Raw genomic sequence first — 26,405 nt, 5'->3', positions numbered from 1 at the left:
CGGAGGATTAGCGTATCCTTGTTACGCTCAATCAAAATTGGCGTAACGTCATTCCTTTATTTCGGCATTCTGGACCGATTCGCGGAGGTTAGCGTATCCTTGTTACGCTCAATCAAAATTGGCGTAACCTCATTCCCTTATTTCGGCATTCCGGCCCGATTCGCGGAGGATTAGCGTATCCTCGTTACGCTCAACCGAAATAGGCGTAACCTCATTCCCTTATTTCGGCATTCCGTCCCATTTCGCGGAGGATTAGCGTATCCTTGTTACGCTCAATCAAAATTGGCGTAACCTCATTCCCTTATTTCGGCATTCCGGCCCGATTCGCGGAGGATTAGCGTATCCTCGTTACGCTCAACCGAAATAGGCGTAACGTCATTCCTTTATTTCGGCATTCTGGACCGATTCGCGGAGGATAACGTATCCTTGTTACGCTCAATCAAAATTGGCGTAACGTCATTCCTTTATTTCGGCATTCCAGTCCAGTTGCAGGCGGATAGCGTATTCTGGTTACGCCTAATCGTTTTACGTGTAACGACGATAACCTCGCTTTGCGCGGACGTATTGCCGTGCCCGCGCAAAGCGAGGTTATTTTCGCACAAAAAACGACGTTTCAATGTCGATGTATCCACAAGTCGAGAATTTTATAATTTCCTAAAAAACAAAAAAATCTAACCTCTTCGTCCTTTTTGGTGATCGCTCACCAGGCCGTATCAGAAAAGGTTAGATTTTATAAAAACAGTCTTTATTGTGAGATGGAATTTCGATGCTTCTGCACATGTTCATCATCTTCAAGACTCTTTAAGAAAAGATAGGACATAGAGACCGCCCATGCAAGTGGTGTATTGACATTAGGAACATCCCGGCCGCCAATGTAAAGTTCAGGTACTCGCCAGTCATCCGGAAGAATAGATAAGGTTTTCTCATAATAGGCTTCCGCTTGATCATGGAGACCCAACTCACGGTAACAAAGGCCAAGCCAAGGAAAACCAAAGCACCATTCCGCTTCACAGCCCTCATTATAGTACTGATCATTCACATACCGAATACAACCGCGCTCACGCTCAAGCTGTTTGGTAACATTGGATAGGATTTTAAGCGCCATTTGCCGGTCAACGACACGATAAGGATAAATGAGAGACAATAAGGCAAGGTCCGTCTCTTTCGTCCGGCTCTCCCTAGGCAATAAGAACCGGAGTGTTTCCTCGCCTTTCTTAATCAACTCTTTATCGACATTAACCAAAAGCTTAACGGCTTTCAATCCGGCCACGCAAGCCCCGACACTTGAAGCATGGAGCTCCATATTTTCTTCCCACATGCCGTTATCCTCAGCTTGCCAATATTGGACACACGCCAAGTAATCGACAAGCTTCTGAAGAATTCGCCAGTCATCCTCATCGCGAATGACCTGCTGTCCATAGCGTCGTCCCTCGCCGACTCCCCATAAGAAAGCCCCGATCGCATCGTTTTGCGCATGTCCCCATTCAACGGGAATTTCCTTTAGGTCCTTTGAATAACGGGCATGAATATATTCATATAAATAAACCGGTTTCTTTTTGGTGTGAATATCAATTTTCCACTCGTAGGATTTGAACAAGTCAAATAAAGCATGGAATGCCTTCTCATAGCGGTCAGAGGGTGTAAAGATAAATGGTAATACCGTATACACCACATCCCGAATCCACACATAACCATAGTCATCGGAAAGGCTAGCCAAATAAGCTCCATTTTCAAGCCTCATTTGATCCAAAACGTCCAATGCTTTTTCAATGTTCATTCGAAAACCCTCCCAAAACGCTTCTGGGTTTGCCTTTTAAATTGAATAATGGTTCACTTTAAAGTCAAGCCCGAAAAACTTCGAAAAAAGTCGTTTAATTATTTATTACCCATTATAGACACATTTAAACGCTTTCAAACGCCCAAATTATAAATTCTATGGCATTTCTTTTCGATCGCCCAGCCCAATGAAGGATTAATAATAGCCATCGACAGCAGATTCACTGTCTCACTACTATTTTATGAGACTGCACGAATAATGGCGAACACTTTTATCACGAGGACAAATTAGAAAATACTTAGTTTTTTCCTAAAGGACATCCCATGTGACCTCCATTCATCTTGGGGTCATACATAGAGGGTGTCGCCAAGCCATTAGGCGAAGAGGGGCGCTTAGTTGCACGACAAATTTTTCCTGCATCGTTTTTCTTAACGTAAAAAAAGCTGCCTCAATGCCTTTCCCTCTTAGTAAGAGGAAAAGCCAATAGGACAGCCTTTTAATGGACAGTTCCATTCAGGTTAATCATTTCTCAAATACTTATAACATGGTCAAGCTTACCAGTCTCTGGATCAATGACGAGCCCATGAATAGGAACATCATTTGGAATGAGCGGATGTTGATGAATCATTTCAACACTTGTCCGAACACTTTCAGGGATAGAATCAATTCTTGCTAACCATTTATTGAGATCAATACCCGCATGGCCAAGAGTTTGAATCGTATCCTCTGATATCCCTCTGTCACGCATTTTTTGAAGCGTATTTTCAGCATTAATACTCCCCATCCCGCAACCATGGTGGCCAATCACAAAGACTTCTTCCGCCCCAAGATCATAAACGGCAACAATTAGGCTTCTCATTATGCTTCCAAACGGATGACTAACAATGGCACCCGCATTTTTTATAATTTTGGCATCCCCATTTTTTAAATTCAAAGCTTTTGGCAAGAGCTCAGTAAGCCGGGTGTCCATACAAGTTAAGATAACCATTTTCTTATCTGGAAATTTAGACGTTTTAAACGCCTCATATTCTTGTCCTTCAACAAATTTTTCGTTAAATTCAAGCAATTCATCCAATCGACTCATGCTCTCTCCTCGCCTTCTTAAATAGTCAAAACTTTTTTTACCCGCTTATTTTGGTTTTTGTTTGAATTGCGTTATAATAAAAGAAGAAAGCTTATGATAAAGCTAACTAAAGGGGGAAAATCATGGCGTTTAACAAAAACCGCCGGGAGCCGGTTCCCGAAGTTGAAACTGAAATATGGGCTTGTACAAGTGAAAATTGTTCAGGATTCATGCGCGCTGCCTATTCCTTCGATACCGAACCGAAGTGCCCCTTATGCCAATCTGATATGGTAAAAGAGACACGCATTTTACCCGTACTAGACTAAACGCATTATCTGTGAAAAAAGGACTGACCCTTAAAAGAAGAAGGCTGCCTTTTACAAAAAAGGCGGCCTTTTTATCAAAGAGCCAGTCCTTTTTCTAATTTCATGCCTTCTTTTATTGTATGTCTAATAACAAAATTTTTCAAAGTTGGCGCGTTCACTGTAGTTGCTCTATGTAGAACTTAAAAAAGAATGGGAGCTGTTCCCATTCTTTATACCTTCATATCTTCGTGTTTTTCTTTTTGGCACGATCCTCAAGTTCTGTAGTCGGCTGCTGGTCCGCTACGTCCTCAGAAAGACCTTGGGGATTGACACTGGATGCCGTTTTCCCGCTGTTTCGACGTCGTTCTTTCTTCACACTAACACCTCCCAGGCACTAGTTTGCCCGTCTGAGTCGAGCAATATGAAACGTTATTCTCCTTAGTTCTGGTTGCTCTCTTCCTAGCATCACGTTATACTTAGATTCAGTATGCACTCCATACAGAAGCTGTCCGTTTTGAGGTGACTAACATGTTTGATCCAACGGTCTATGACAACTTAAAGGTGGTTCTTGAAGGTTCTGTCTATGATTTAGACTTATCTGGTGACATTGAAATTTCTGATCGAAGCGACATCATAGACCTGGCCAAGATGGCTCGTGCGTATTCGGTAGGGTTTAAAAAAACACAAAGTCCGATCGAAGGTTTATTAATCTTGGCTACGGATGCTGACAGTTGGGCAGGCGAAGTATTAGAGGATGGCTACGGTCCATACCCTTGTGAACTCATGATTCAATTCTTCATTCAAATTAAAGAGGTCGATCATGACTGCTCAGGAATCCGGTTTCGTCTCAACCAAATTTGGCGAGATTTGAAGCCTAAAATTGAGCAACAGCTCTCTTTCATTTATGGCCAAGACCAAACCATTACGAACCAAATCACGCTTACACTGCCAGAGCCCGTCGATGAGTTGTTTATTATGGATATTCCAATCGTTCTCAACAAAATGATTGAGACGTTAAACAGTCTTGCACGATTTTCTGATTCTAAGTAAAAGGATTCAAAAAGCTCATCATCGAGCTTTTTGAATCCTTTTTCTGAGCCTCCAAACACGATGGTTAAGCTGCTCTTCCATAATGAATTCAAAACCATGCTTTTTATAAAAACGAAGGGCCCGTTCATTGGTCGGCGAGACCCGAAGATGATACTCATCAAGACCATACCTTTTAAAAAAAGATTCAACATAGTTTAGTTGTTCCGCCCCAAGCCCCTTCCCGCGGTATTCGGGCAGAAGGTAAAATAAATCTACGAAACCAATCGGCTTATTAAAATAGCTTAAAAATTCAAGTTCAATTTGGCCAACCAGTTGCCCGTCTTTCTCCATCATGACAAAACTCCCTGGATAAAGGAGATTATTTATCTCAATCCAAATGAGGTAACCCTTAGGATCCCCCATCCCATCTGGGTCTTGAAAGCTTATATCAAAAGAATCCCGGCGAATCCGTATCGCCGTTTCGCCATCTTTTACGGGATCAATCATCCGATAGGTATACTCTTGGGACATGATGTCGCCCCCCTCTTTGGTCTTATCTTTATTACTATATCGAGGGACGCACCAAAACGTGAGTCGATTAAAATAGGACATCTTTTTTGCAAATAAAGGGTTTAATCTTTGAAAAATGGTCAATAATGTAGACAAGAGCGAATTATCTTCTCCCCCTTTTTTTGAGGCCGATTAAATCGGCCTCTTTTTTTGTAAAGGTGCAACTTGGTTACCCCCTTCGCCTAAAGGCTAGGCGCGAGGTTGTTCACTAGATGTTAGTTAATTGTGCGGACAGCTAATTTTCTGGCCAATTTGAAGTTTTCTAGGATCAATACCGGGATTCAGCTTCGTTAAGGTGCCATGGGACCACCCATTTTTCGTTTCCAAATCCCAGAAGGTGTCCCCTTTCTTAATAATTAAATGAGCGGTGTGGTTTTGGATAGGAGCTTCTCTTTGAATCGTCGTACTCTTAGCGGCGAAAAAAGCCTCCCCCCGTGTTCGATCCCACTCGTTCAAATCAACATTCCCTTTGATCCCAGGCACCGTTCCTTGGTCGCTGAACTGAAAAACGTCCCAATTCTCCCAAATTCCATTTTCCTTTGGAGTAAGAACGCCATAATGAGCAATCCACACCGGAAGTTTTTTTACCGTTAGATCCAGATGCTCTTTGGCAAAATGAGTAGAGGTGTAGAGCATACAATCTGCCGAAAGCTGTGATTTAAGCCTTTGACGAAATACAAGTGCAGCACTCGAAAGGTCTTTTTTCGAAAGGCCTTGATTTGTTTCAATGTCCAGGACAGGCGGCAGATCGAGGCTAAAGGGTTTGACGATCTGCGCAAAATGATTCGCTTCCTTTTCCGCCTTTTCCCCATCCTTAAATCGCCCAAAATGATACGCCCCCACCATGAGACCCGCCTGCTTGGCCCCTTTTACATTTTGACTGAAACACGGATCCGTCACACTTGTCCCCTCTGTCGCTTTAATATAAACAAACGACATCCCTGCATTTTTAACCTTTTCCCACTGAATCTCACCTTGCCAATGACTCACATCAATCCCTTTAAAATTTTGATCCGAACGCTTTTGCATTGTACAGCCTCCTTTTAACTTTTTTTACCTCAGGAGTAGATTAAAGGAGCGGACGCACAATTAAAAAAAGCCAAAAAAAGAAAAGCCCCCTTCCATGCGGTTGGAAAAAGGACTTTTCCTATAAGCAAATCGCCTATTTTGATCATCTCTTAAGTGTCAACATCTCCATTCGGGTCGAGTTGCATTTCGCGGTAGCGGCAGCCGTCGCCTTTACACCATTGATTAGCAACTGAGAACCTGTTGGCTAAACGCCTTTTCGCCAAGAGAGAGATAACCACCTTTTAACAAAGAGTTAAATGTTATCGTTACTGTTTTACTTGGATCATCATACCTCACGTCAGTTAAAAGGGGAACACGTGCTTTACCCGTACCGATTGCCATAGAAACGGTCCTATTTTTTAAATTGGACAATCGCTCCGTAATATCTGAAGGATTGAGAAGATCCAATCCAAATTCAGTGAGATGGATGGTGTAAATCGTATAACGCTTAGTCTCATTGCGTCGAACATGCGCTCCGATTCCATACAGTATCTTTTTCTCAAAAAGACGAAGGTTCTCCCCAATCGAGTCAAACCAATTTACATTTAATGACAATGGTGTCCCCCCTCTTATTTATTGGCCTTGTCTGAAACAGCCGACCAATTTTGAAGCAATTAGCACCAGCAAACGATTCCCTACTATCTACAGTTGGAAGAGCGATGATTGCTTTTTGTGGCTCACTCACTCAAAGAATGTATCCACCATGCGCTGGATCTCCTCTGGATCGGGATCATCCCCTTGAAATGTGAATGGCATCTCATGTACAAATTCACCATTCTGAAAAACATGCACAGCACCACGTTGAAGCATATTACTATACTCCACATCAAACGTAAATCCATTTTTTTGAATCGCTCCCATTGCTTGCACTCCTTTCCAATCTATTTTTAATTGATCAGAAGAAAAATATACCTGTCAGGGCGGATTCCCTGACTTACGTGGAGCCCCCATCACACACTTTTGGCCTCCTTCACGCCTCGGTTTTGTGTATTGGAGCCTTCATCTCACACTGGGGGCTCCAACAACGCCTTATTCTTGTGTGTTGGAGCCTCCATCTCACACTTTTGGCTCCACTCATGCCTTATTTTTGTGTATTGGAGCCTTCATCTCACACTGGAGGCTCCACTCACGCCTTATTCTTGTGTGTTGGAGCCTCCATCGCACACTTTTGGCTCCACTCACGCCTTATTTTTGTGTATTGGAGCCTTCATCTCACACTGGAGGCTCCACTCACGCCTTATTTTTGTGTGTTGGAGCCTCCATCGCACACTGGGGGCTCCACTCACGCCTTATTTTTGTGTGTTGGAGCCTCCATCACACACTGGAGGCTCCACTCACGCCTTATTTTTGTGTGTTGGAGCCTCCATCGCACACTTTTGGCTCCACTCATGCCTTATTTTTGTGTGTTGGAGCCTCCATCTCACACTTTTGGCTCCACCAACGCCTTATTCTTGTGTGTTGGAGCCTTCATCACACACTGGAGGCTCCACTCACGCCTTTTTTTGTGTGTTGGAGCCTCCATCTCACACTTTTGGCTCCACTCACGCCTTTTTTTTGTGTATTGGAGCCCTCATCACACACTGGAGGCTCCACTCATGCCTTATTTTTGTGTATTGGAGCCTTCATCACACACTGGAGGCTCCACTCATGCCTTATTCTTGTGTGTTGGAGCCTCGATTTGGTGCGTTGGTGCACCCATTACACTTTCCTATAAGTTTTTTCAGCCAAAATATAGTAAGAGTATCTCCCATGATTCTTAACTACAAGATTAGAGCTTAAAACATGCTGATAACTCCTATCCGAAATCTCCAATCGGCACCAATCTTTGATACGGCTCAATGTGATTTTGTGGTTGGGGAATAGGATGTGGAACTCTTCAACACCGCGCAACACAGCATGCTTAATCGACTCTTCATGTTTGCACGTCTGACATACTATTTTTTTATCAGAAGGGGATAACGAGAAGTTTGTACAGGATTCACAATAGAGTCCTTTTTTTAATTCCTCGTAGGTGTAGTTGGGCAATCGTTTAAAGGGAGAGTCGGGTTGGTGGAAGTTGAGGAGCTTTTGAGAAAGATCGATTTGTTTTCTTGATACGGGGGATAGATTTGCTTCTAACTTCTTAAAAAAGGCATTCAGCTGTGTGGGCAATACGAGTTTACGGATTGTCATTGGGGCTTGGTACAGAGTGAATTCGGGGTGAACAAATAGGATGTAGGAGTCGATCGGTATCTTTATACCAAACGACTGCAATTTTTTCCGAAATAAGGCTTCTGCCCGGTCACTTTGCTCAAAAGGACTTTTTAATTCGTAGCCAGAAGCTGTAAATAATTTACCCTCTTCGTAATAATGGTCACCTTCCTTATTTTTGATCTCAAATAAAATCAGCTTATTGGCCATAAGAAGAAGCGTATCGATCTGAGCATAGGAACTATTAAACTCAAATAAAAAGTCACCAATTGCTAAATAGTTGTCATCAGGAAACTTCTCAATCAAGTGATCGACAAATACTTCCCCTTCAAAGCCTTTCTCATCATATACAAGTTGTCGTGTTTCTTTTTCCGTCCAATTCATACGATGCTGCAGAAACCTTGTTATTTTCAACTCAGATGGGACCTCTCGCTGCTTTATGAACAAAAGAGCCACCTCCTTCAAAACCTATCAAACCCAACACCTCTTTCCTATAAAATGTCACCTCAACTATATCATGAAAATTCAGACACCACATCAACTTTTGCCTTCATCTAGAATCTCTTGGTGAATTTGTTTCGCAAACTTTGTTTTTTTCGACTTTAGGCTCGCTTTCCAGGGGCAATCCGCGAATCAGGCTACTACTTGGAAAACATCATGGATCCGCTACCTCTAATTTACATCATGTTGCTACTCTCACCAAAGTTTACTTAAATAGCATCAATCTTATAGAAATGAGCGATAAAAAAAAACGCCCACAAAAGGCGTTAAGGTGTAAAAAAATAGAAACCGATCGCTAACCACCCGTTCGGCTTGGGTCAGAGCAACAAGCAACCTAATCTTCTCACCAGCACATTTGACTAGTCGAGCAGGGAACCGCCCCTATGAAACCTGTACGAGTTTGGCCATGTGATCACAGTCAATCGCTCTTAAGCGTTCTAATGCTTGGCTGCTATCAAATGTCCAAAGGGCCTCTTCAAGAGAACAGGTAATTGGTGCTTCACAATGAATGGTGGCTAATCGGCGTGAGAGATGGAGCATATCGAGGTCGGTCTCGATTTTCGACCTGATGCTTTTGGACAGCTTATCCAAATTATCCAAAATCCCATCGATCGATCCGTGCTCTTGAAGGAGTTTGAGAGCTGTTTTTTCCCCAATTCCCTTAACACCTGGATAATTATCAGAGGTATCTCCCATAAGCCCCTTTAAGTCAATCATTTGCGGCGGCACTATGCCTTTTTCTTCCAAAAAGCTTTCTGGGGTATAGACCGCGTAATTTCCGTGACCCTTCCTCATGATGGCTACCGAAACACGTTCATCGACGAGCTGCAGGATATCCTGGTCACCCGTTAAAATAATGACATCGGCTTCCACTTGTAATTGCTTAGCAAGTGTCCCGATACAATCATCGGCTTCATAGCCTTTAATTCCAACATTTGGGACTTCCAACGCTTCGACGACCGACTTAATCAAATCGAATTGAGGGATCAGTTCCGTCGGCGGTTCATCCCGATTTCCCTTGTAGGCATCGAACAGTTCCGTTCGGAAGGTCTTGCTCCCCATGTCCCAGCAGCAGATCACATGTGTTGGCTGGAACGTTTGAAACGCATTTATAAAATAGCGAAGAAAACCATAAATTCCATTCGTTGGAACTCCGCTTTTATTTAACATGAATTGACCTCTATAAGACGTGGCAAAAAAACCGCGAAAAAGCAAAGCCATCCCATCAACGAGCATCACTTTCTTTTGTTCAGACAAAAGATACGCCTCCTTATAAAAACTACAAAAAAATAAATGCCTTACTATTATACCATGATTATGTGACCTGTCCCTTCTTCTTGGTGACGTCACTACAACATTTTGCGGTCCTTCTAGCTTCAGAAACGTAAACAAAGACTAACCCCATATAGGGATTAGTCTTTGTCAACAGGAATACAGGCCTCTTCTAGTTCTCTTTCATAATTGGCTGTGTGCTCTTCTTTTTCAGAAGTTGACCAATTGAAGAGTTTAGCCATGAAATCAATGACTGGCTGCTTCCATTGTCTAGCCCAGTTAATATTGAAAAGAGTAGCACCAGTGCGTCTTGTGAAAAAGTCGATAGGCGTAACGACCATTTCCTCTTTAATTCCATATATAACCGCTGCCTTAACAGCAAGAGGCAGGTCGGTTGAAGCGACCTCTTCTTGGGAGACAATGATGTCGTAAAGAGAATCAATATTGGAGCCATAGCGATCAACCAATATTTTGGCCTCATTTTGGCTTAGCCCTAACGCCACCCCACGCTGCACGTTTTTCTCCACAAAAGCTGGAAACCCGGCTGAACCGCCTACCTCACCACCGGACAGCTTCACATGATCGGTTGTGCAAGCTGGGAGGTGACGACCTTCTTCTTTCTCCAATTGTTCACCGACTAAATCGACGACGCGTTCCGCCATTTTTCTATAACCGGTCAGTTTTCCTCCAGCAATCGTAATCAATCCCGAATGAGAAAGGAAAATTTCATCCTTCCGCGAGATTTCAGATGGGGACTTCCCTTCTTCATGGATGAGAGGACGCACACCTGCCCAGCTCGATTCCACATCCTCAGGAGTTAACTTGGCATCTGGAAACATCCCATTAATCGCCTCAAGCAGATAGTCACGGTCTTCTGCTGTCATACGCGGATGAATAGGAAATGTTGTGTAAAAGGTATCGGTTGTTCCTATATAAACTTTCCCTTCTCGAGGAATCGCGAAGATCATGCGCTTATCACCGTTGGTTGTATCAAAATAAACCGCTTGCTTCATGGGGAATCGTTTGCCGTCGATGACGATGTGAATTCCTTTAGTCAGATGCAAATATTTTCCCTTTTTTGACTTATCCATCTCACGAATAGTGTCCACCCACGGACCTGCTGCATTGACAACCTTCTTAGCAAAAATTTCATAGGTTTCTTGACTGATCTGGTCCGTCACATGAACGCCGATCAATTTTCCATGATCATCATATAAAAGCTGATCTACCTTTGCATAGTTAACCGCATGGGCCCCTTTCGCCACGGCTGCCTTAATGGTTTCAATGGTTAAACGAGCATCATCTGTGCGGTATTCAACGTAATACCCGCCCCCTTTTAGACCGTCCTTTTTCAAAAGCGGTTCTCTTTGAAGCGTTTGAGAGCGATTCAGCATGCTTCTGCGTTCATTTTTTTTAACTTTCGCTAAGAAGTCATACACTTTTAAGCCAATCGATGTCGTAAACGGTCCAAATGTTCCGCCTTCATACATGGGGAGAAGCATCCATTCCGGCTTCGTCACATGCGGTGCGTTCTCGTAAACAATAGCCCGTTCTTTACCGACTTCAGCCACAAGCTTGACTTCAAATTGCTTCAAATAGCGAAGACCGCCGTGCACGAGTTTGGTGGAACGACTTGATGTACCAGAAGCAAAATCATTCATTTCAACTAAACCTATATCTAACCCTCTGACCTTCGCATCAAGAGCAACCCCGGCTCCTGTAATCCCGCCGCCTATTACAAGAAGGTCAAGCTTTTTATTTGCCATTGCCGATAGCGTTTCTTTTCTTTTCAAACTAGAAAATGTCATGATCCTTCACCTCAATTTATTTTTGATCAACACGTGATGCCGTTTTTTACGTTTCTATTGATTGGTTTAGCCTGACAGTTATCCTTATAAAAGGCTGGACCGAATCGATTTCCTTAATAGCCAAATAAAAAAAGACCACAAAACACTTAAATGTCCAAATTCAAATGAACATTCATGTTTTGTGGTCTCTCAAGTTCCTTGACCGTTATTAACTTACCTATATTATATAACTTTAGCTGATCCTTGTAAACTCATAGTTCCAAAGTTTATCAGTTTCCTAACCCCATCGCTTGTATTTTATTTACAATTCAATCATAAAACTCATTTTAATGAAAACAAGGTTCTCACCAAGCCTTTAGGCAATGCCGGTCGCCTTGTTGAACTTATGATTTTATCCCTTCGCAACACAGAACAAAATCGCTAACGCCGCGACTCCCTTCTTCCCAAGTATAGATTTAACCTATGAGTTTTTCTCGGACACTGTTTTTATGTTTAAACACTTAACAAAAATGGGTGGTTGTCTAACCAATGTGGAAAATCGTCCCGTTTTAACATAAGAAGCGTAACTGGGATACGTTACTGGTCAACTTCCTGGGTAAAATGGGCCGTTCCGAGTTAAATAGAGAATGCTCGTTACGCCTAACGACTCAAATGGGCAATTGGGAGAGGGATAGCGTATTCTGGTTACGCTCAACCGAAATAGGCGTAACGGCATTCTCTTATTTCCACATTTCAGCCCAGTTTAGCGGACGATAGCGTAGCCTCGTTACGCTCAATCGAAATAGACGTAACGGCAGTCCTTTATTTCGGCATTCCGGCCCATTTCGCGGAGGTTAGCGTAGCCTCGTTACGCTCAACCGAAATAGGCGTAACGGCATTCTCTTATTTCCGCATTTCAGCCCAGTTTAGCGGACGATAGCGTAGCCTCGTTACGCTCAACTTAAATAGGCGTAACGGCAGTCCTTTATTTCCGCATTTCAGCCCCGTTTAGCGGACGATAGCGTAGCCTCGTTACGCTCAACCGAAATAGGCGTAACGGCATTCTCTTATTTCCGCATTTCAGCCCAGTTTAGCGGACGATAGCGTAGCCTCGTTACGTTCAACCGAAATAGGCGTAACGGCATTCTCTTATTTCGGCATTTCAGCCCCGTTTAGCGGAGGTTAGCGTATTCTCGTTACGCTCATCTGATTTAGGCGTAACCTCAGTCCTTTATTTCGGCTTTCTGACCCATTTGGAGGCGGATAGCGTATTCTCGTTACGTTCAACCGAAATAGGCGTAACGGCAGTCCTTTATTTCCGCATTTCAGCCCCGTTTAGCGGAGGATAGCGTAGCCTCGTTACGCTCAACTTAAATAGGCGTAACGGCAGTCCTTTATTTCCGCATTCCGGCCCGTTTAGCCGAGGATAGCGTATTCTCGTTACGCTCAACCGAAATAGGCGTAACGGCAGTCCTTTATTTCCGCATTCCGTCCCATTTCGCGGAGGTTAGCGTAGCCTCGTTACGCTCAACCGAAATAGGCGTAACGGCAGTCTCTTATTTCGGCATTTCAGCCCAATTTCAGGCGGATAACGTATTCTGGTTACGCCTAATCGTTTTACGTGTACGACGATTGCCTCGCTTTGCGCGGACGTATTGCCGCGCCCGCGCAAAGCGAGGTTATTTTCGCACAAAAAACGACGTTTCAATGTCGATGTATCCACAAGTCAAGAATTTTATAATTTCCTAAACAACAAAAAAGGCAGGGACATACCCTGCCTAATTGGTTTACTTGGGTGTTGCTATTATTTAAAGGCAATCGTGGCTTTAACCGCTTTCTTCCAGCCACAGTATAATGAATCCCGATCTTCTTCAGACATGGTAACATCAAAGGACCTATCAACTGCCCAATTGTTCGTAATGTCATCGCGGCTCTTCCAGAAACCAACAGCTAAGCCCGCAAGATAGGCGGCACCGAGAGCCGTCGTTTCACTGATGATTGGCCGTTCAACAGGAACATTCAAGAGATCGCTTTGGAATTGCATGAGAAAATTATTGAGTGAAGCGCCGCCATCAACACGAAGCGTTTTCAATTCAATGCCTGAATCGGCTTCCATTGCATCCAAAACATCTTTTGTTTGGTAAGCCAGTGATTCTAGTGTTGCCCGAACAAAGTGCTCTTTGCTTGTTCCACGTGTCAAACCAAAGACAGCCCCGCGAACATCACTTTCCCAATAAGGCGTTCCAAGTCCAACGAAAGCAGGAACGACATAGACACCGTCAGTAGATTCAACCTTTGTCGCATAGTCTTCACTTTCAGGCGCATTATCGATTAATTTCAAACCATCACGAAGCCACTGAATCGCTGAACCCGCAACGAAAATACTTCCTTCAAGGGCATACTCAACCTTCCCGTTTAATCCCCAGGCAAGAGTTGTTAAAAGGCCATTTTTTGACTTTACTGCTTTTTCTCCTGTGTTCATCAGCATAAAGCAGCCTGTTCCGTAAGTATTCTTCGCCATTCCTTCTTCAAAGCAAGCTTGACCAAACAGTGCGGCTTGCTGGTCACCAGCTACCCCTGCAATAGGAACCTCTTCCCCAAAGAAATGATAATCAATCGTATGTGCATACACTTCTGAGGAAGGCTTAACTTCAGGAAGCATCGCTTTTGGAACCGTTAAAATATCAAGGAGTTCCTCATCCCATTCCAACTTGTAAATGTTATACATCAACGTTCTTGACGCATTGGAATAGTCGGTTACATGGGCTTTTCCTCCTGATAGCTTCCAGATTAACCAAGAGTCTACCGTACCAAAAAGTAAATCCCCTTTTTCTGCTTTTTCCCGAGCTCCTTCTACATGATCTAAAATCCATTTTACTTTAGTCCCAGAGAAATAAGGATCAATCAAGAGACCTGTTTTATCCCGAATCAGCTCTTCATGCCCAGCGGCTTTTAACGCTTCACAAATTCCGGATGTTTGACGGGATTGCCAGACAAGAGCATGGTAAACAGGTTGGCTAGTATTTTTATCCCAGACAACGGCTGTTTCACGCTGATTGGTAATTCCAATACCCGCAATTTCTTTGGCATTAATGCCAGAAGTGGAGAGTGCCTCAGCAATGACAGCCAGAACGGATGACCATATTTCATTCGCATCATGCTCCACCCAGCCCGGCTTAGGAAAGTATTGGGTGAATTCCTTTTGAGCAATCTTTACAATTTCTGCTTTTTCATTAAAGATAATCGCACGTGAACTTGTTGTCCCTTGGTCGATCGCCAAAATATATTTTTTTTCCATAAATGAAACCCCTCTCAGGCTAAGCCTTATCTTTTATTTTTTTGCCTAATGGCAATTTCTAAATAAGTAATCATCTAATTTTTACTAGTTAAGCCAAACCTTTTTAACTCTATCAGTTTGAACGGCTGTCTAACCTATAATTATGAGACTAACAATAAATCGATCACTTTTCATTTTAAAGAAATTCTATCTGGAAAAGCTAGCCTATGCAGCCATCCTATTAACTCGCATCACGATCCATTTCAGCAGATTCTACATAACGGCTTGCTGGAATTTTTCGTTCCGTTGCAAAAGCTGCAATTAAAACGATCAGAATGATAACACCAAAGATCCAAACGGCAGGAGAAACTTTTCCAAGAAATGCCGCATTGTAGAAAAGGCAGCCGAATACACCACCCAGAATAGGTCCGACGACTGGGATCCAGGCGTAACCCCAATTGGAGCTGCCTTTACCTGCAATCGGTAATAGAGCATGGGCAATACGCGGTCCCAAGTCACGCGCTGGGTTAATCGCATAACCTGTTGTCCCTCCTAAAGAAAGACCAATGGCGACAATCAAAAAGCCAACGATAAGCGGATTCAGACCATCAGCAAACTTATTGGCACCAATAGCTAAAATACCAAGTACTAAAACAAATGTCCCAATTATTTCACTCACTAGATTCGAAAAGGTGTGAGGGATTGAAGGTCCTGTTGAGAACGTCCCAAGCTTTGCCCCCTGATCTTTTGTTGCTTTCCAGTGCGGGAGGTAATGAAAATAGACAATAACAGCTCCAAGAAAAGTTCCAACCATTTGGCCGGCAATATATTCAGGAACCTTCGACCAAGGGAAATCTCCTGCCGAAGCAAGTGCTAGTGTTAAGGCCGGATTTAAATGAGCTCCAGTAAATTTTCCTACTGAATAAGCAGCGATTGCAACAGCGAATCCCCAGCCAAAGGTGATGACAATCCAGCCAGAGCTATTGGCCAACGACTTATTCAAGTTAACGCCGGCGCAGACACCCGCCCCAAAAATGATCAAAATCATCGTCCCTATCAGTTCCCCAAAAAATCCATGCATGCCTTATCCTCCTCTCATGAAAGAAACGCAAAAAGACCCCCAACGCAATCTGTAAAACAGGAGTGTTTTACAGTCAGTTGTGAGTCTCTCAAATGGTCTCATTCACAATTAATTATTAACTTAACTAAAAGTTATTATACGTTGAAAACGCTGTCAACCTTTTTCTTATCTCAATCTTTTATAGATAATCTCCACAATTTCTTGTTCGACGTGGTGATAGCTGTTGCCCCTGCCTGAATAGCCATTCGTACATCTTGCTCGGTTCGAATAAGACCGCCGGCAATCAATGGAACATTTGTGCGTTGACTCACTTCTTTAATCATGTTTGGAACGACTCCTGGTAAAAGTTCGACTAAGTCGGGCTTTACTTTATCAAAGGTTCGAAAACTGGTTTCGATCGATAAGGAATCCAGAAGGAAGATGCGCTGTATAGCCAGAAGCTTCTTCCTTTTTGCCACCTGCAGGACACTGCCCCGAGTCGAAATAAGGCCATCAGGACGAATCTCTTGGCACAAGAATTCAGCTGCATGCTCATCACTCTTTAACCCGTTGATGAGATCCGCATGCAAAAGCACCTTTTTAGCATGCTTTCTGGCCATTTTAATGATAGGCTGCAGTCTTGCAATGTGGCTGTCCAATATTACCATATATGGCTGAGGCAAGTTCAAGATATCTTCCAAATCCTCTAAATGTCGAAGTGCAGGCAATATGATCGGTTCTTTAAAATGGAACAAAAGCAACCCTCTTTCCATAATTCATGATTTTTTATTTGTTATTATTAAAAAACTTGGCTTGTCGCCAAGAGCCAGCGAAAGCTTTAGTTAAAAGCCAGTGCTTATACCCACTGATAGTATAACAAAAAGATCTGCCCTAATGAGCAGACCTTCTTCAGGACTCTATTTTTTTACCGCCTTGACCGAATCTGAATTTTGAACCCCCATGATATCTAATATGAAGATAAAGATAGGGATGCCAATTATGAGACCCCATATGCCGAGAAAATGCTCAGATACAATTAAAATGATAAATGTATAAAAAGCAGGCAGATTCGTCTTGGCTGACATGAATTTTGGATTCAGAACATAGCTTTCAAGCGCATGGATAAGAACAACCATAATCAGAACATAAATAATTTCTCTACCGCCGCCAATCGTATAAGCGATCGTCATTAATGGAACAAGTGAGATAAACACACCCGCAACAGGGATCAGGCCAAAGACTAAAATCATGACACCGAGCCCAAATATTTTCGGAAAGCCTAAGAAAAACAAAATGATGGACGATATAACGGCATTCGTAAAGGCAATTAAGAATTGGACTTCAATAACCTTTCCAAATGTATTAGCGAATTTCCGTCCAAAGAATTCCACTTCATTAACAAAGGGACCGATTTGACTCGTACGGAATTTGGCTGAGAAAGTCGTAATACTGTTTTTCTCAAGCAGAAAGAACAGGCTAAGCAAAAGCGCTAAAAGAATCTGTACGCTAATCTTTCCAACGCTTGTCACATAACTATAAACCATCGAAATTTTATTAGCTAAATCAGTTGGTTTGGCAATCGTTTTGGCTTTGTCAAACAAATAACCTAATAGTTTATTATCCGGTGGATGAGTGGTGTAGTATGAATAATAAGAAGTTAACTGATCTGTTAACTGGACAACCTGCTTAATCACAACCGGAAGATAACGATAAGCCCCGAAAACAATGAGGGCTACGATTAATATATATAATAAAATAATGACCAAATTCGAATTGATGGGCATAATCTTTTTCAGATAGGTCATGAGAAACACATGTAACCGGCCAATTAAGAATGTAAAAATAAACGTGAATAAAATCAAGTTGATTAAATCTCTCAAAAAATAGAGCAAAAGGACAAAAAAAGCAAGGGTTAAAAAACGAATAAAGCCACGGGATTTTACAAATGCAACCAATGTGTCCATTTTATTCTCCTCAACATAACAATCTATTTAAAATCAATCAAAAGCTGGTGAACTTTCCCCTCTACTTTTTATTTTCTCCTATATCCTTGTTTTTAACAACCCATAATTGTTGAACTAAATGCGACAATTTTCATATGACGGAAGTCCTTTTTTTGACTGCCCCATTTTTAGAAAGGAATCGTTTACTAAAAGGGTACTGCGCGGTGCTATTCGAATGAGGTGTGTGAATTAACCAGTGATTGAGCAAGTGAAAGGTAGAGTGATTACCAAGTCATTTGGATCTATACGTTAAAATAAAAGTTCGCTTATCGAAGACTTTGTGAAAAAGATGTTCTTAAAGTAAAAAACGGAATGTCATGGTTAACAAGAAATTTTAGAGTCACCTGTGCTATGTGAAATAAGCGGAATTTTTTCCGTTATCAACCAAAGTAGCGTTCAGTTCGTCGTAAATAAGCGGAGTTTTTCCGTTTAAACAAAAAGAATTGACCCATTTTCATGTTTTTCAAGTCAATAGTCGGAATTTCTCCGTCTATTTTAGCTATTTTCATTGTTGATTTCTAAATAAGCGGAATTTTTCCGCTTATTTAGAAGGTTCGCTTTAGCCATTTAATGAAATAGGTAATCGATTGCCTTTTATGAAAGTAAAACAACCGAATCTCAAAAGATTCGGTTGTTTTGTCGTTTACTAGTCTTTTCTTTCTGTGATGTTATTGTGAATAGTAGTGTGATTTAAGGTGATAATTAGAGTTTTGCACCTCACAAGTAAACCCGTTATTAGAAACCTGGGTGTTTTGAAGCAAGCCTGTCCGAACCGTATTGAACTACGTGGCGAATCTATTGCAAGGTTAGGCGTTGTAATCCTGTGGCGAATCTGCTGAACGCTTTTGCCGGCCTCCATTTTCGAGCATTTGATCAACGGTTCCTTCATTGTACACATCAAAAATCTGTTCTTGAGTGATCGCTTGCTCATCAAGATCTTCTGAATAACCGCTTCTTTTGAAATCCTCATTTGCCGCTTTCAGATCCTTCTGACCCATCTTCATCATCCTTTACTCGTTGATTCGAGTAGTTTAAGTCCTTTAGAGTGTATTTATGCATAGGAGGATTGAACTGATTTAATACTTGTACTCCGCCACTCAGAATGGGACAATAACACTAGAAAAGCGCCCATTAATCACAAGCGCTCATTAGCAAATGACCGGTTTTCTTATAACGGTGAACAAGGCCCACTGGCGATTGCCTTTTTCACCTTATCCAAATGGTTAGGAGCGATTCATATGATGCACGAAAAAAAATTCTCATCTGAAAAAGAAACGATCGCTCAGTTAGTCATTGATAACGTTTTAGATGGAATCATCACAATCAACCGTAGAGGGATCGTCGAAACGATTAATCCTGCCGCCCTCCATATCTTTGGCTACCAATCCGAGGAAGTCATTGGGCAAAACGTGTCTATGCTTATGCCCGAACCTTTCCATTCACATCATGATCAATATATTCGCAACTATCTTGAAACAGGGACTGCCAAAATCATTGGCATTGGTCGAGAGGTCGAGGGAAAACGGAAGAATGGCACTACTTTCCCAATGGAGTTGGCTGTCTCTCAATTTAAAGTTAAAGAAAACATCTATTTTATTGGGATCATTCACGATATTACGGAACGCAAGGATGCCCAAAACGCTCTCCAAGAAGCACTAAAAGACGATTTTCGCCACACGGTGAGGAACCTTCAGACGATTGTTTTTAAATTCAAGCAATTGGAAGCAGGCTCCTTTGTGTTTACTCTTTTTGAGGGGAAGCTAGCCCAAGAATTAGGCTTTATGTCTGAAGAAATGATAGGGAAGAAACCAGAAGATATTTTAGATAAGCGCCGCCGCCTTTACTTAGAAGATAAGTTCTACGAAGCTTTTCAAGGGAATCCTGTAAGCTACGAGGCGGGGATTAAGAATCGCGTCATCCATATCTCTCTTTCCCCCATCATGGAGAATGGACAAGTTATCGAGGTTGTCGGAACCGGCATCGATATCACCCACCGAAAAAAAATGGAAGAGGCACTTGCCTTAGCTCGAGATCAAGCATTAGAATCCGCGCATGTAAAATCCCAGTTTTTGGCGAATATGAGTCATGAAATTCGAACGCCAATGAATGGCATTATTGGCGTAAGCGAATTGCTTCTGCAATCAGAGCTTTCACCTGATCAACTAGATTGGGTGACCATCATTCACGATTCCGCTCATGCCTTACTTACCATTATTAATGACATCTTAGATTTTTCCAAAATGGAAGCCGGAAAGCTTAAAATTGATTCCATTGATTTTGATCCGATGACACTTGTCGAGGGCATAGCTGAAATGTTTGTCCCAAAAGCGAAGGCTAAAGGCTTAACACTCCTAACTTTTGTGGATCCCAAAATCCCTAGAACCATTAAGGGAGATCCGATGAGGCTTCGTCAGGTTCTCATTAATTTAACGGATAATGCCATTAAATTTACTCAACATGGTCATGTCATTGTCCGAGTCAATTTACTTGAGGAGACAGAAGCCACTCTTACCTTAACCTTTACTGTCACCGATACAGGGATGGGCATTAGTGACTCGGACCAAGCCCTCTTATTTCAGCCTTTTTTTCAAGCGGATGGGACCCCGACACGAAAATATGGCGGAACTGGACTTGGCCTTGCGATTTCGAAACGAATTGTTGAGCTCATGGACGGCACCATGGGGATTGAGAGTGAAAAAGGTAAAGGAACCACCTTTTGGCTTCAGCTTCCTTTTGAAATACAGGAAAGAGATCGTTCCATACCTAAAACCGTTTCATTTAACCAATTGAATGCCCTGCCTATTTTACTCGTTATCGACGACCCTATTTCCCGGGATATTATCACCTCCTACCTGGAATCTTGGGGATGCCGAGTCAGTTATTGTGAGAATGGGATCGAGGGCTTGTCTATTTTAAAGAAAGCCTCTCTTGATCAAACACCTTATCCAATCGCGATCGTGAGCCTTAAAGCTTCTGGCATTGACAGCCTTACCTTCGCAGATATCGTTCATAGGGATAAAGATCTTTTAAATACAAAGTTGATTCGTCTATTAGAAATTGACTCCGATCAAAAGGTGACGGAGGATAACGGTTTTTCAGCCCAACTTGCTCAACCGATCAAACAGAGTCAGCTCCGCTCCTGCATTTCTTTATTTCTAAATGAAAAAGAGCTTCCTCCTATCCCAGATGAGGCCAAAAGGTCTGTTACACAAGGACCCAAGAAGCCATCTGCAAAGGCCCAAGAAGCTGCTATACTCCTAGTTGAGGATCATCCTGTTAACCAGAAGGTCACCCTCTATCAGCTCAAAAAATTGGGGTTTAAGGCCGATCTAGCAGAAAACGGAGCTCAAGCACTCGAGAGACTGCAGACTAAAGACTACCACCTCGTTCTAATGGATATCCAAATGCCTGATATGGATGGCGTTGAAGTCACCCGGAGAATTCGCGAGTCCGAAATAAAAGGCGAGCATCTTCCTATTATTGCTGTAACCGCGAATGCCATGGCTGAGGATCAAGTACGGTACCTGAAAAATGGCATGGATGACTATTTGAGTAAACCCGTCTCTTTAGATGGACTAGAAGCTATTTTAACAAAATGGCTTCCTCAGATGGGGGAAGCCGGTCAGGCTGAACCTGCTCAGCCAACATTAGATCCACCGCCTGAAGAGGAGCCCATCCACCTGGATGTATTAAAAATGACTTATGGAAGCAATCAAGCGGAGCTTCTCGATCTGCTTCATGTTTTCTGTGAGAGCATTGCACCGGAACTCGAAAGCTTAAGAGCAGCACTCGAAGAACAACAGCTGGAAGACGGAGCAAAGATTGCCCATGGGCTTAAAGGAGCATCGGCTGTTATCGAAGCTCGACCTTTTCAAAAAATAAGTACGGCTCTCGAAACCGAATTAAAATCGGGCCATGCGGCTGAAGCCCTCGTTCTAATTAATACGTTAGAAAGTGAATTCCAACGCATTCAACAATTTATTCAAAATCTATAACTTGCAAAAAGGTATCCTTAAAGGAAAGCACATTTCCCAAGGATACCTTTTTTATTTCCAACCCCTTATCCGGATGTCCATTTTGTCAATTAGCGTATTCTCGTTACGCCTAATTAGGGCAACGTGTAACGAGCATTCGCTGATTTTGAGGCTGATTGATTTCTAGTCTAGTTAAACCCACCCCATTGGACGTCTTGAGCTTTTGCCTTACAACGCGCCACGGAAGCTAAAAAAGCCAACCCGCTTGAACATGGTTGACTCCATTAGAAGATTCGTATGACGCCACTTAAGCCGTTATCTCTATTCCACATATAAGACCGGACAGGTCAGCTTGTCATCAACATTGGTGGCTTCTTCTTGTAAGTCACTCAACTGCTCCCGAGTCATGATTAGAAGGCCGCATCGACCTAAATGGACTTGAATTCGTACTTCATGCAGCAAATTACCAATGCCGATATATTTTTCATAAGAAAGCTGTTCATTTTCGATTAATTGTAAGCATGGAAGAAAGGCGGCCTCTGAATCTTTTTCTAATTCTTTTTGAAAAGACCTATGGATCGCTTCTATTTGGGAGTCGGTTGAGAGAGTGTGCATATATAACAATCGAAGTTTGGAAGAAGGCATTTCCTTCGCCAATTCTATGGCTTTTTTTACAGCCTTTCTTGAAGTATCTTGATTTTTTGTGACAATAACAAGCAATGAATGGCTCATACTCCCAGATCCTCTCAATCAGTCTAGCTTCTTCCATTTGTCGAAAACAAAAGCGTCCTATTAGTTTTTAGCAAACCATCTCAGGTCAACCGACTATTTATAAGACTGCTTATTTCAGCAAGCCTTTTTTCAACGCATAATCGACAAGTTCATGTCTTTTAGAAAGCCCCAACTTCTCCATAATGTTTTTTTTATGGGTTTCGACCGTTTTAACACTAATATAAAGTTCCTCCGATATCTCCTTATTAGCGAAGCCGCGTGCAATATACGTTAAGACCTCTTCCTCCCTTTCTGATAGGTGGCTTAAATCAACCTTAGGGCGGCCACCCACTTGAGGGCTCTCCAATACTTGACCTACAATCCATTTGGCAGCTGTCGGATAGAGATAGACATCCCCATTCGCTACGGCGCGAATCGCCGCAATGAGCTCATAATCAAGGGCTTGCTTCAACATATAGCCTGAAGCCCCTTCATTCAGTACCTTAAACAGATAGTCCGGTTCATCGTGCATCGTTAAGATCAAGACATGGCAATCAGGCGCCTGCTTCTTAATCGATTTTGTCGCTTCAAGACCATCCATTCCAGGAGGCATACTGATATCCATAATGACGACGTCAGGCTGATGCGCAATAGCTAAATCAACGGCTTCTTGTCCTTGGCTAGCCAGGGCAATCACCTGCATATCCTCTTCTTTTTCAACCAGCAGCTTCACACCGCTCCGAACTATGGCGTGGTCATCCGCAATGACGATCTTCAAATGATTGTCCGTCTTCATCTTGTTCCTCCCCATCCAATCAGCTGTCATTTTGTGACTATTATATCATGTTGGGAGGAATTATCCTGCTGGGGTCCATACAAACGGATAACCCCTTTGTTATAAGCGGCATATAGCTACTGGACAATGCTCACAGTGACAAACCTTTTTAAGTTCATTTAGATTCGTAATGACAATCCGACTATGATGGACTTCGATCAATTGTTCCTTCTGAAATTGGGACATGAGCCGATTCACGGTCTCACGTGTCGCTCCAATTAAGTTCGCCAGGTCATAATTAGTAAGCTTATGAGCAATGACAATTTTGTCACCTTCCTGAAGACCAAACGTATTAGCCGCTCGAATTAATGTTGACGCAAGTGCCCCATTTTTGCCATGAAATAAAATATCTCGAAGTTTTAGCTGTGTATACCATTGCATTTTGCTTAACCATTCTGAAAAGCTAATACCGAGTGAACCGTGCTGGCTAATCACGTCATTAATTTGTTCCAAAGAAATAACGCCTATTTTGCAAGTTTCAACAGCTTCAGCGCTAAAAGTGGCCTTTTGCTCACCAAATGTACGATATTCTCCAAAAAGATCTCCAGGAAAAAAGTAATGCATAATCAGATCTTTGCCGTCATCACTTACTTTTGACAATTTGACGCTTCCTTCTTGTACATAGTAAAGATGGGTCAGCGGATCTCCTTCACAGTAGATCGTCGAATTTTTAATATACGTTTTTGGTTTCATAAGTTTAGATAGCAGCTCGAATTCTCTAAAGTCCTCGGTATTACATTCCACGTTCAATGAACTCGTCGTTCCCGTTGTCATTTGAAAGTCCTCCCTTTATTCACTTAGGGCTTATTTGTTACTTTAAGAATAAAGAAAATGGGGAGGAATAACTATCGGGGAATTCCCCGATAATAGACGAGGGAAACCCCTATTTAAAAAAATAGGGGGGAATGGTCATCTCAGGATGTTTAGCGATTCAATCTATTTTGCGATCAAAACAGGACAGGCCGCCTGCTGTGCAACATGATGACTGACACTGCCAAGGAACAATTCTTTTACTGGGCTTAAGCTGCGGTTGCCAATGATTATGAGATCATTTTTTCCTTTTTTGGCAAAGGAAAGAATTTCTTCGACAGGACTTCCTTCAACAACATAGGAATGGATCGGATTAGGTAAGCCCCACTCTTTGACAACTCCGTCAAGAAGGCCGTCTGCATAGGTCTCGTATTCCGTAACTAAGCTCTGTTCATCCATGATTAAGGCACCAGGATACATATCATAAGGCAACTGAATTTTTATGACAGACAGAAAATCAAATTCCGTTTGTTCATCCAACCGGGCTAAATGCTTAGCCAGCTCCAATGCTTTTTTACTTCCCTCTGAGCCGTCATAACAAACAAGAACACGTTTTACTAACTGTTTCATATAAATCCCTTCCTCACTTTAAGGCCTTCACCTTATTTATAGCTCTAGCATACCGCTCTTCACTCATAAGGGTTGTGATGTTTTTCACATCTTTAAACTTTTTAAATCGTTTTCCAATTCCCTTTGTTGTTCGATATATTTAACGCATTCAGGATTTGTATTGAATAAATAGGACTTTAGAAGTAGTATTAAATTAAAAAATGAGCCATTTTTTATAGATGTGATGAGGTAATAAAAATGAATATTGGGATGAAAATTAAATTTAGAAGAAAAGAGTTGAATTTAACTCAAGAGGAAGTTTGCACTGGTATTTGTTCCATTACTTATTTAAGTAAGTTGGAGAACAATAAAATTGAAGCTAATCATGAGCTGTTAAAACAACTGAGTGTTCGTTTAAAAATGAACCTTGATGATTTACTACAGGACGATTTCTCCCATCATATGACTCAACTGCGCACGCTTTATAAATTTGTGAATGAAAAAAGTCTTAGTGAAACGAACGAGAAAATTCTTGCCTTTCCTTTAAATCAGGTACACGATCCGATCATCAGAACCGGATTTGATATTATTTTATTCCTCTTTACGATTCGCAAAAATGAGAAAGAAAAAGCCATTCAATTAAAAGATAACCTGATAGGCAAAGAAACCTATTTAAATGAAGAACTAATGGTTTGGTACTATATATCAACAGGACTCTTTGAATATACCTATGGCTCTATTGAAAAAGCCGTTTCAAATCTCTATCAAGCAAAAGAGGTTGTCGATCAATACCATTTAATCGATGCTCATTTAGACTATCTGTTAGCTCTTGCTAATACTCGTATGAATTTAATCTCCAAATCGATTCTGCATCTTGAAGCAGCCATTAAAACCTATACCAATGAGATGAACTTCAGAAAAATCATTGATTGTAAAATCCTTTTAGCGGCCAATTACAGTAAACTTGGGGACTACCCAATGGCTAGAGAGCATTTGCTGAAGATTGTGGAGTCCATTGAGACGACAGGTAATGCCTCTCAATTAGGCCTGATTTATCATAATTTGGGCTATCTCTATTCATTAACTGATCAACCTGAGTTGTCCTTAAGCTATTTTAAAAAGGCTTTAGACATAAAGACCGATCATGAGGATAAATTAAATACCATTTACTTATTGGCCAATGAGTATAAAAAGCATGGGGATTTGTCAAAGGCACTTAGTCTTTGCACAGAAGGAATCAATCAGTCTCACAAAGAGAATAAGCATTACTATTACAAACTCCTTATTTTAAAACAATCTATACTTCCGGATGGCTACCATGATGACCATTTCTTAAAGTTTCTAGAAAATGAAATCATTCCCTTTTTTATTGAACAGGACTTCACGGTAACGAGTGAGTGCTATTATCTCCTTGCAAAGATCTCAACAGAGAAAAATCACTATAAAAAAGCCGTTCATTATTATGAGGAAGCTTTAAAGTACGCTTACAAAACAACTAAAAGGGAAAGTCCCTTTTCATGGAAATCCTCCAATTAAATACCTTGATTAAGGCTCCCCTATTAATGTTGTCGGGCCCATAAATAAATGCTAGTATTTTGGTAATCTATTATGAGAAAGGTGGCTG

Annotated in this window: 25 protein-coding genes; 6 read left to right on the top strand and 19 right to left on the bottom strand. The window is 41.9% G+C overall.

What is annotated here, in order from left to right:
• The first annotated feature begins 18 nt into the window (after positions 1–18).
• Entirely contained in the window at positions 19–174 is a 156-nt protein-coding gene (locus tag PU629_RS05525) for a hypothetical protein (RefSeq protein ID WP_275283286.1), read from the top strand.
• Positions 175–745: 571 nt separating this feature from the next.
• Here the strand turns inward: PU629_RS05525 and PU629_RS05520 are convergent.
• The gene (locus PU629_RS05520) at positions 746–1,777 is read right to left on the bottom strand and encodes a glycoside hydrolase family 15 protein (RefSeq protein WP_275283285.1); all 1,032 of its coding nucleotides are present in this window, start codon (positions 1,775–1,777) and stop codon (positions 746–748) included.
• Positions 1,778–2,306: 529 nt separating this feature from the next.
• The gene (locus tag PU629_RS05515) at positions 2,307–2,861 is read right to left on the bottom strand and encodes a beta-class carbonic anhydrase (protein WP_275283284.1); all 555 of its coding nucleotides are present in this window, start codon (positions 2,859–2,861) and stop codon (positions 2,307–2,309) included.
• Between the two features lie 122 nt (positions 2,862–2,983).
• Between PU629_RS05515 and PU629_RS05510 the strand changes: the two genes are divergently transcribed.
• Positions 2,984–3,166, top strand: coding sequence for a cold-shock protein (locus tag PU629_RS05510; RefSeq protein WP_275283283.1), 183 nt, complete (start codon positions 2,984–2,986; stop codon positions 3,164–3,166).
• 217 nt (positions 3,167–3,383) lie between these two features.
• On the opposite strand, the gene sspL is transcribed toward PU629_RS05510, so the two are convergent.
• Positions 3,384–3,521: a small, acid-soluble spore protein L gene (sspL, locus tag PU629_RS05505; RefSeq protein ID WP_275283282.1), complete on the bottom strand. Its 138-nt coding sequence runs from the start codon at positions 3,519–3,521 to the stop codon at positions 3,384–3,386.
• A gap of 152 nt (positions 3,522–3,673) precedes the next feature.
• Here sspL and PU629_RS05500 point away from each other — a divergent pair, with 152 nt between their 5' ends.
• A complete protein-coding gene (locus tag PU629_RS05500; protein WP_275283281.1) occupies positions 3,674–4,195 on the top strand; it encodes a hypothetical protein in 522 nt (173 codons plus the stop codon).
• A gap of 18 nt (positions 4,196–4,213) precedes the next feature.
• Here the strand turns inward: PU629_RS05500 and PU629_RS05495 are convergent, their stop codons facing one another.
• From PU629_RS05495 to PU629_RS05465, 7 genes are all read right to left on the bottom strand, one after another.
• The gene (locus PU629_RS05495; protein ID WP_275283280.1) at positions 4,214–4,705 is read right to left on the bottom strand and encodes a GNAT family N-acetyltransferase; all 492 of its coding nucleotides are present in this window, start codon (positions 4,703–4,705) and stop codon (positions 4,214–4,216) included.
• A 258-nt stretch (positions 4,706–4,963) separates the two neighbouring features.
• Positions 4,964–5,773, bottom strand: a complete 810-nt coding sequence (locus PU629_RS05490) for a GH25 family lysozyme (protein WP_275283279.1) — start codon at positions 5,771–5,773, stop codon at positions 4,964–4,966.
• 222 nt (positions 5,774–5,995) lie between these two features.
• A complete protein-coding gene (locus PU629_RS05485; RefSeq protein WP_275283277.1) occupies positions 5,996–6,367 on the bottom strand; it encodes a RepB family plasmid replication initiator protein in 372 nt (123 codons plus the stop codon).
• A gap of 126 nt (positions 6,368–6,493) precedes the next feature.
• Positions 6,494–6,673 carry a DUF5370 family protein gene (locus PU629_RS05480; RefSeq protein WP_275283276.1) on the bottom strand — a complete coding sequence of 60 codons (180 nt, stop codon included), beginning with the start codon at positions 6,671–6,673 and terminating at the stop codon, positions 6,494–6,496.
• Between the two features lie 837 nt (positions 6,674–7,510).
• A complete protein-coding gene (locus PU629_RS05475) occupies positions 7,511–8,449 on the bottom strand; it encodes a nuclease-related domain-containing protein (RefSeq protein ID WP_275283274.1) in 939 nt (312 codons plus the stop codon).
• 435 nt (positions 8,450–8,884) lie between these two features.
• Positions 8,885–9,760, bottom strand: coding sequence for a 5'-3' exonuclease (locus PU629_RS05470; RefSeq protein ID WP_481900477.1), 876 nt, complete (start codon positions 9,758–9,760; stop codon positions 8,885–8,887).
• A gap of 155 nt (positions 9,761–9,915) precedes the next feature.
• Positions 9,916–11,583 (bottom strand): glycerol-3-phosphate dehydrogenase/oxidase, encoded by a 1,668-nt coding sequence (locus PU629_RS05465; protein ID WP_275283273.1) that lies wholly within the window; start codon positions 11,581–11,583, stop codon positions 9,916–9,918.
• 600 nt (positions 11,584–12,183) lie between these two features.
• On the opposite strand from PU629_RS05465, the gene PU629_RS05460 reads away from it, so the two are divergent.
• Positions 12,184–12,339, top strand: a complete 156-nt coding sequence (locus PU629_RS05460; protein ID WP_275283272.1) for a hypothetical protein — start codon at positions 12,184–12,186, stop codon at positions 12,337–12,339.
• Positions 12,340–13,366: 1,027 nt separating this feature from the next.
• On the opposite strand, the gene glpK is transcribed toward PU629_RS05460, so the two are convergent.
• The 5 genes from glpK to PU629_RS05435 all read right to left on the bottom strand — a co-directional run bounded on the left by glpK (position 13,367) and on the right by PU629_RS05435 (position 18,900).
• Complete coding sequence (glpK, locus tag PU629_RS05455; protein ID WP_275283270.1) at positions 13,367–14,860, bottom strand: glycerol kinase GlpK; 1,494 nt, start codon at positions 14,858–14,860, stop codon at positions 13,367–13,369.
• A 220-nt stretch (positions 14,861–15,080) separates the two neighbouring features.
• Positions 15,081–15,920, bottom strand: a complete 840-nt coding sequence (locus PU629_RS05450) for an MIP/aquaporin family protein (protein WP_275283268.1) — start codon at positions 15,918–15,920, stop codon at positions 15,081–15,083.
• 170 nt (positions 15,921–16,090) lie between these two features.
• Positions 16,091–16,654: a glycerol-3-phosphate responsive antiterminator gene (locus PU629_RS05445; RefSeq protein ID WP_481900476.1), complete on the bottom strand. Its 564-nt coding sequence runs from the start codon at positions 16,652–16,654 to the stop codon at positions 16,091–16,093.
• Between the two features lie 162 nt (positions 16,655–16,816).
• Positions 16,817–17,863, bottom strand: coding sequence for an AI-2E family transporter (locus PU629_RS05440; protein WP_275283265.1), 1,047 nt, complete (start codon positions 17,861–17,863; stop codon positions 16,817–16,819).
• An 845-nt stretch (positions 17,864–18,708) separates the two neighbouring features.
• Positions 18,709–18,900, bottom strand: coding sequence for a DUF4025 domain-containing protein (locus tag PU629_RS05435; RefSeq protein WP_275283264.1), 192 nt, complete (start codon positions 18,898–18,900; stop codon positions 18,709–18,711).
• A gap of 240 nt (positions 18,901–19,140) precedes the next feature.
• On the opposite strand from PU629_RS05435, the gene PU629_RS05430 reads away from it, so the two are divergent.
• On the top strand, positions 19,141–21,897 hold the full coding sequence (locus tag PU629_RS05430; protein WP_275283263.1) for a PAS domain S-box protein: 2,757 nt from the start codon (positions 19,141–19,143) through the stop codon (positions 21,895–21,897).
• Positions 21,898–22,197: 300 nt separating this feature from the next.
• Here PU629_RS05430 and PU629_RS05425 read toward each other — a convergent pair whose 3' ends face one another.
• The 4 genes from PU629_RS05425 to PU629_RS05410 all read right to left on the bottom strand — a co-directional run bounded on the left by PU629_RS05425 (position 22,198) and on the right by PU629_RS05410 (position 24,802).
• Positions 22,198–22,608, bottom strand: coding sequence for a hypothetical protein (locus PU629_RS05425; protein WP_275283262.1), 411 nt, complete (start codon positions 22,606–22,608; stop codon positions 22,198–22,200).
• Positions 22,609–22,717: 109 nt separating this feature from the next.
• Positions 22,718–23,383, bottom strand: coding sequence for a response regulator transcription factor (locus tag PU629_RS05420; RefSeq protein WP_275283261.1), 666 nt, complete (start codon positions 23,381–23,383; stop codon positions 22,718–22,720).
• 99 nt (positions 23,384–23,482) lie between these two features.
• Positions 23,483–24,196: a Crp/Fnr family transcriptional regulator gene (locus PU629_RS05415; RefSeq protein WP_275283260.1), complete on the bottom strand. Its 714-nt coding sequence runs from the start codon at positions 24,194–24,196 to the stop codon at positions 23,483–23,485.
• Between the two features lie 162 nt (positions 24,197–24,358).
• Positions 24,359–24,802, bottom strand: coding sequence for a universal stress protein (locus PU629_RS05410; protein ID WP_275283259.1), 444 nt, complete (start codon positions 24,800–24,802; stop codon positions 24,359–24,361).
• 237 nt (positions 24,803–25,039) lie between these two features.
• Here PU629_RS05410 and PU629_RS05405 point away from each other — a divergent pair, with 237 nt between their 5' ends.
• Positions 25,040–26,317: a helix-turn-helix domain-containing protein gene (locus PU629_RS05405; protein ID WP_275283258.1), complete on the top strand. Its 1,278-nt coding sequence runs from the start codon at positions 25,040–25,042 to the stop codon at positions 26,315–26,317.
• The last annotated feature ends 88 nt before the right edge of the window (positions 26,318–26,405 follow it).

It is taken from the genome of Pullulanibacillus sp. KACC 23026 (assembly GCF_029094525.1).
Classification (GTDB): Bacteria; Bacillota; Bacilli; order Bacillales; family Sporolactobacillaceae; genus KACC-23026.
This window is presented reverse-complemented; position numbering and strand designations above follow the sequence as displayed.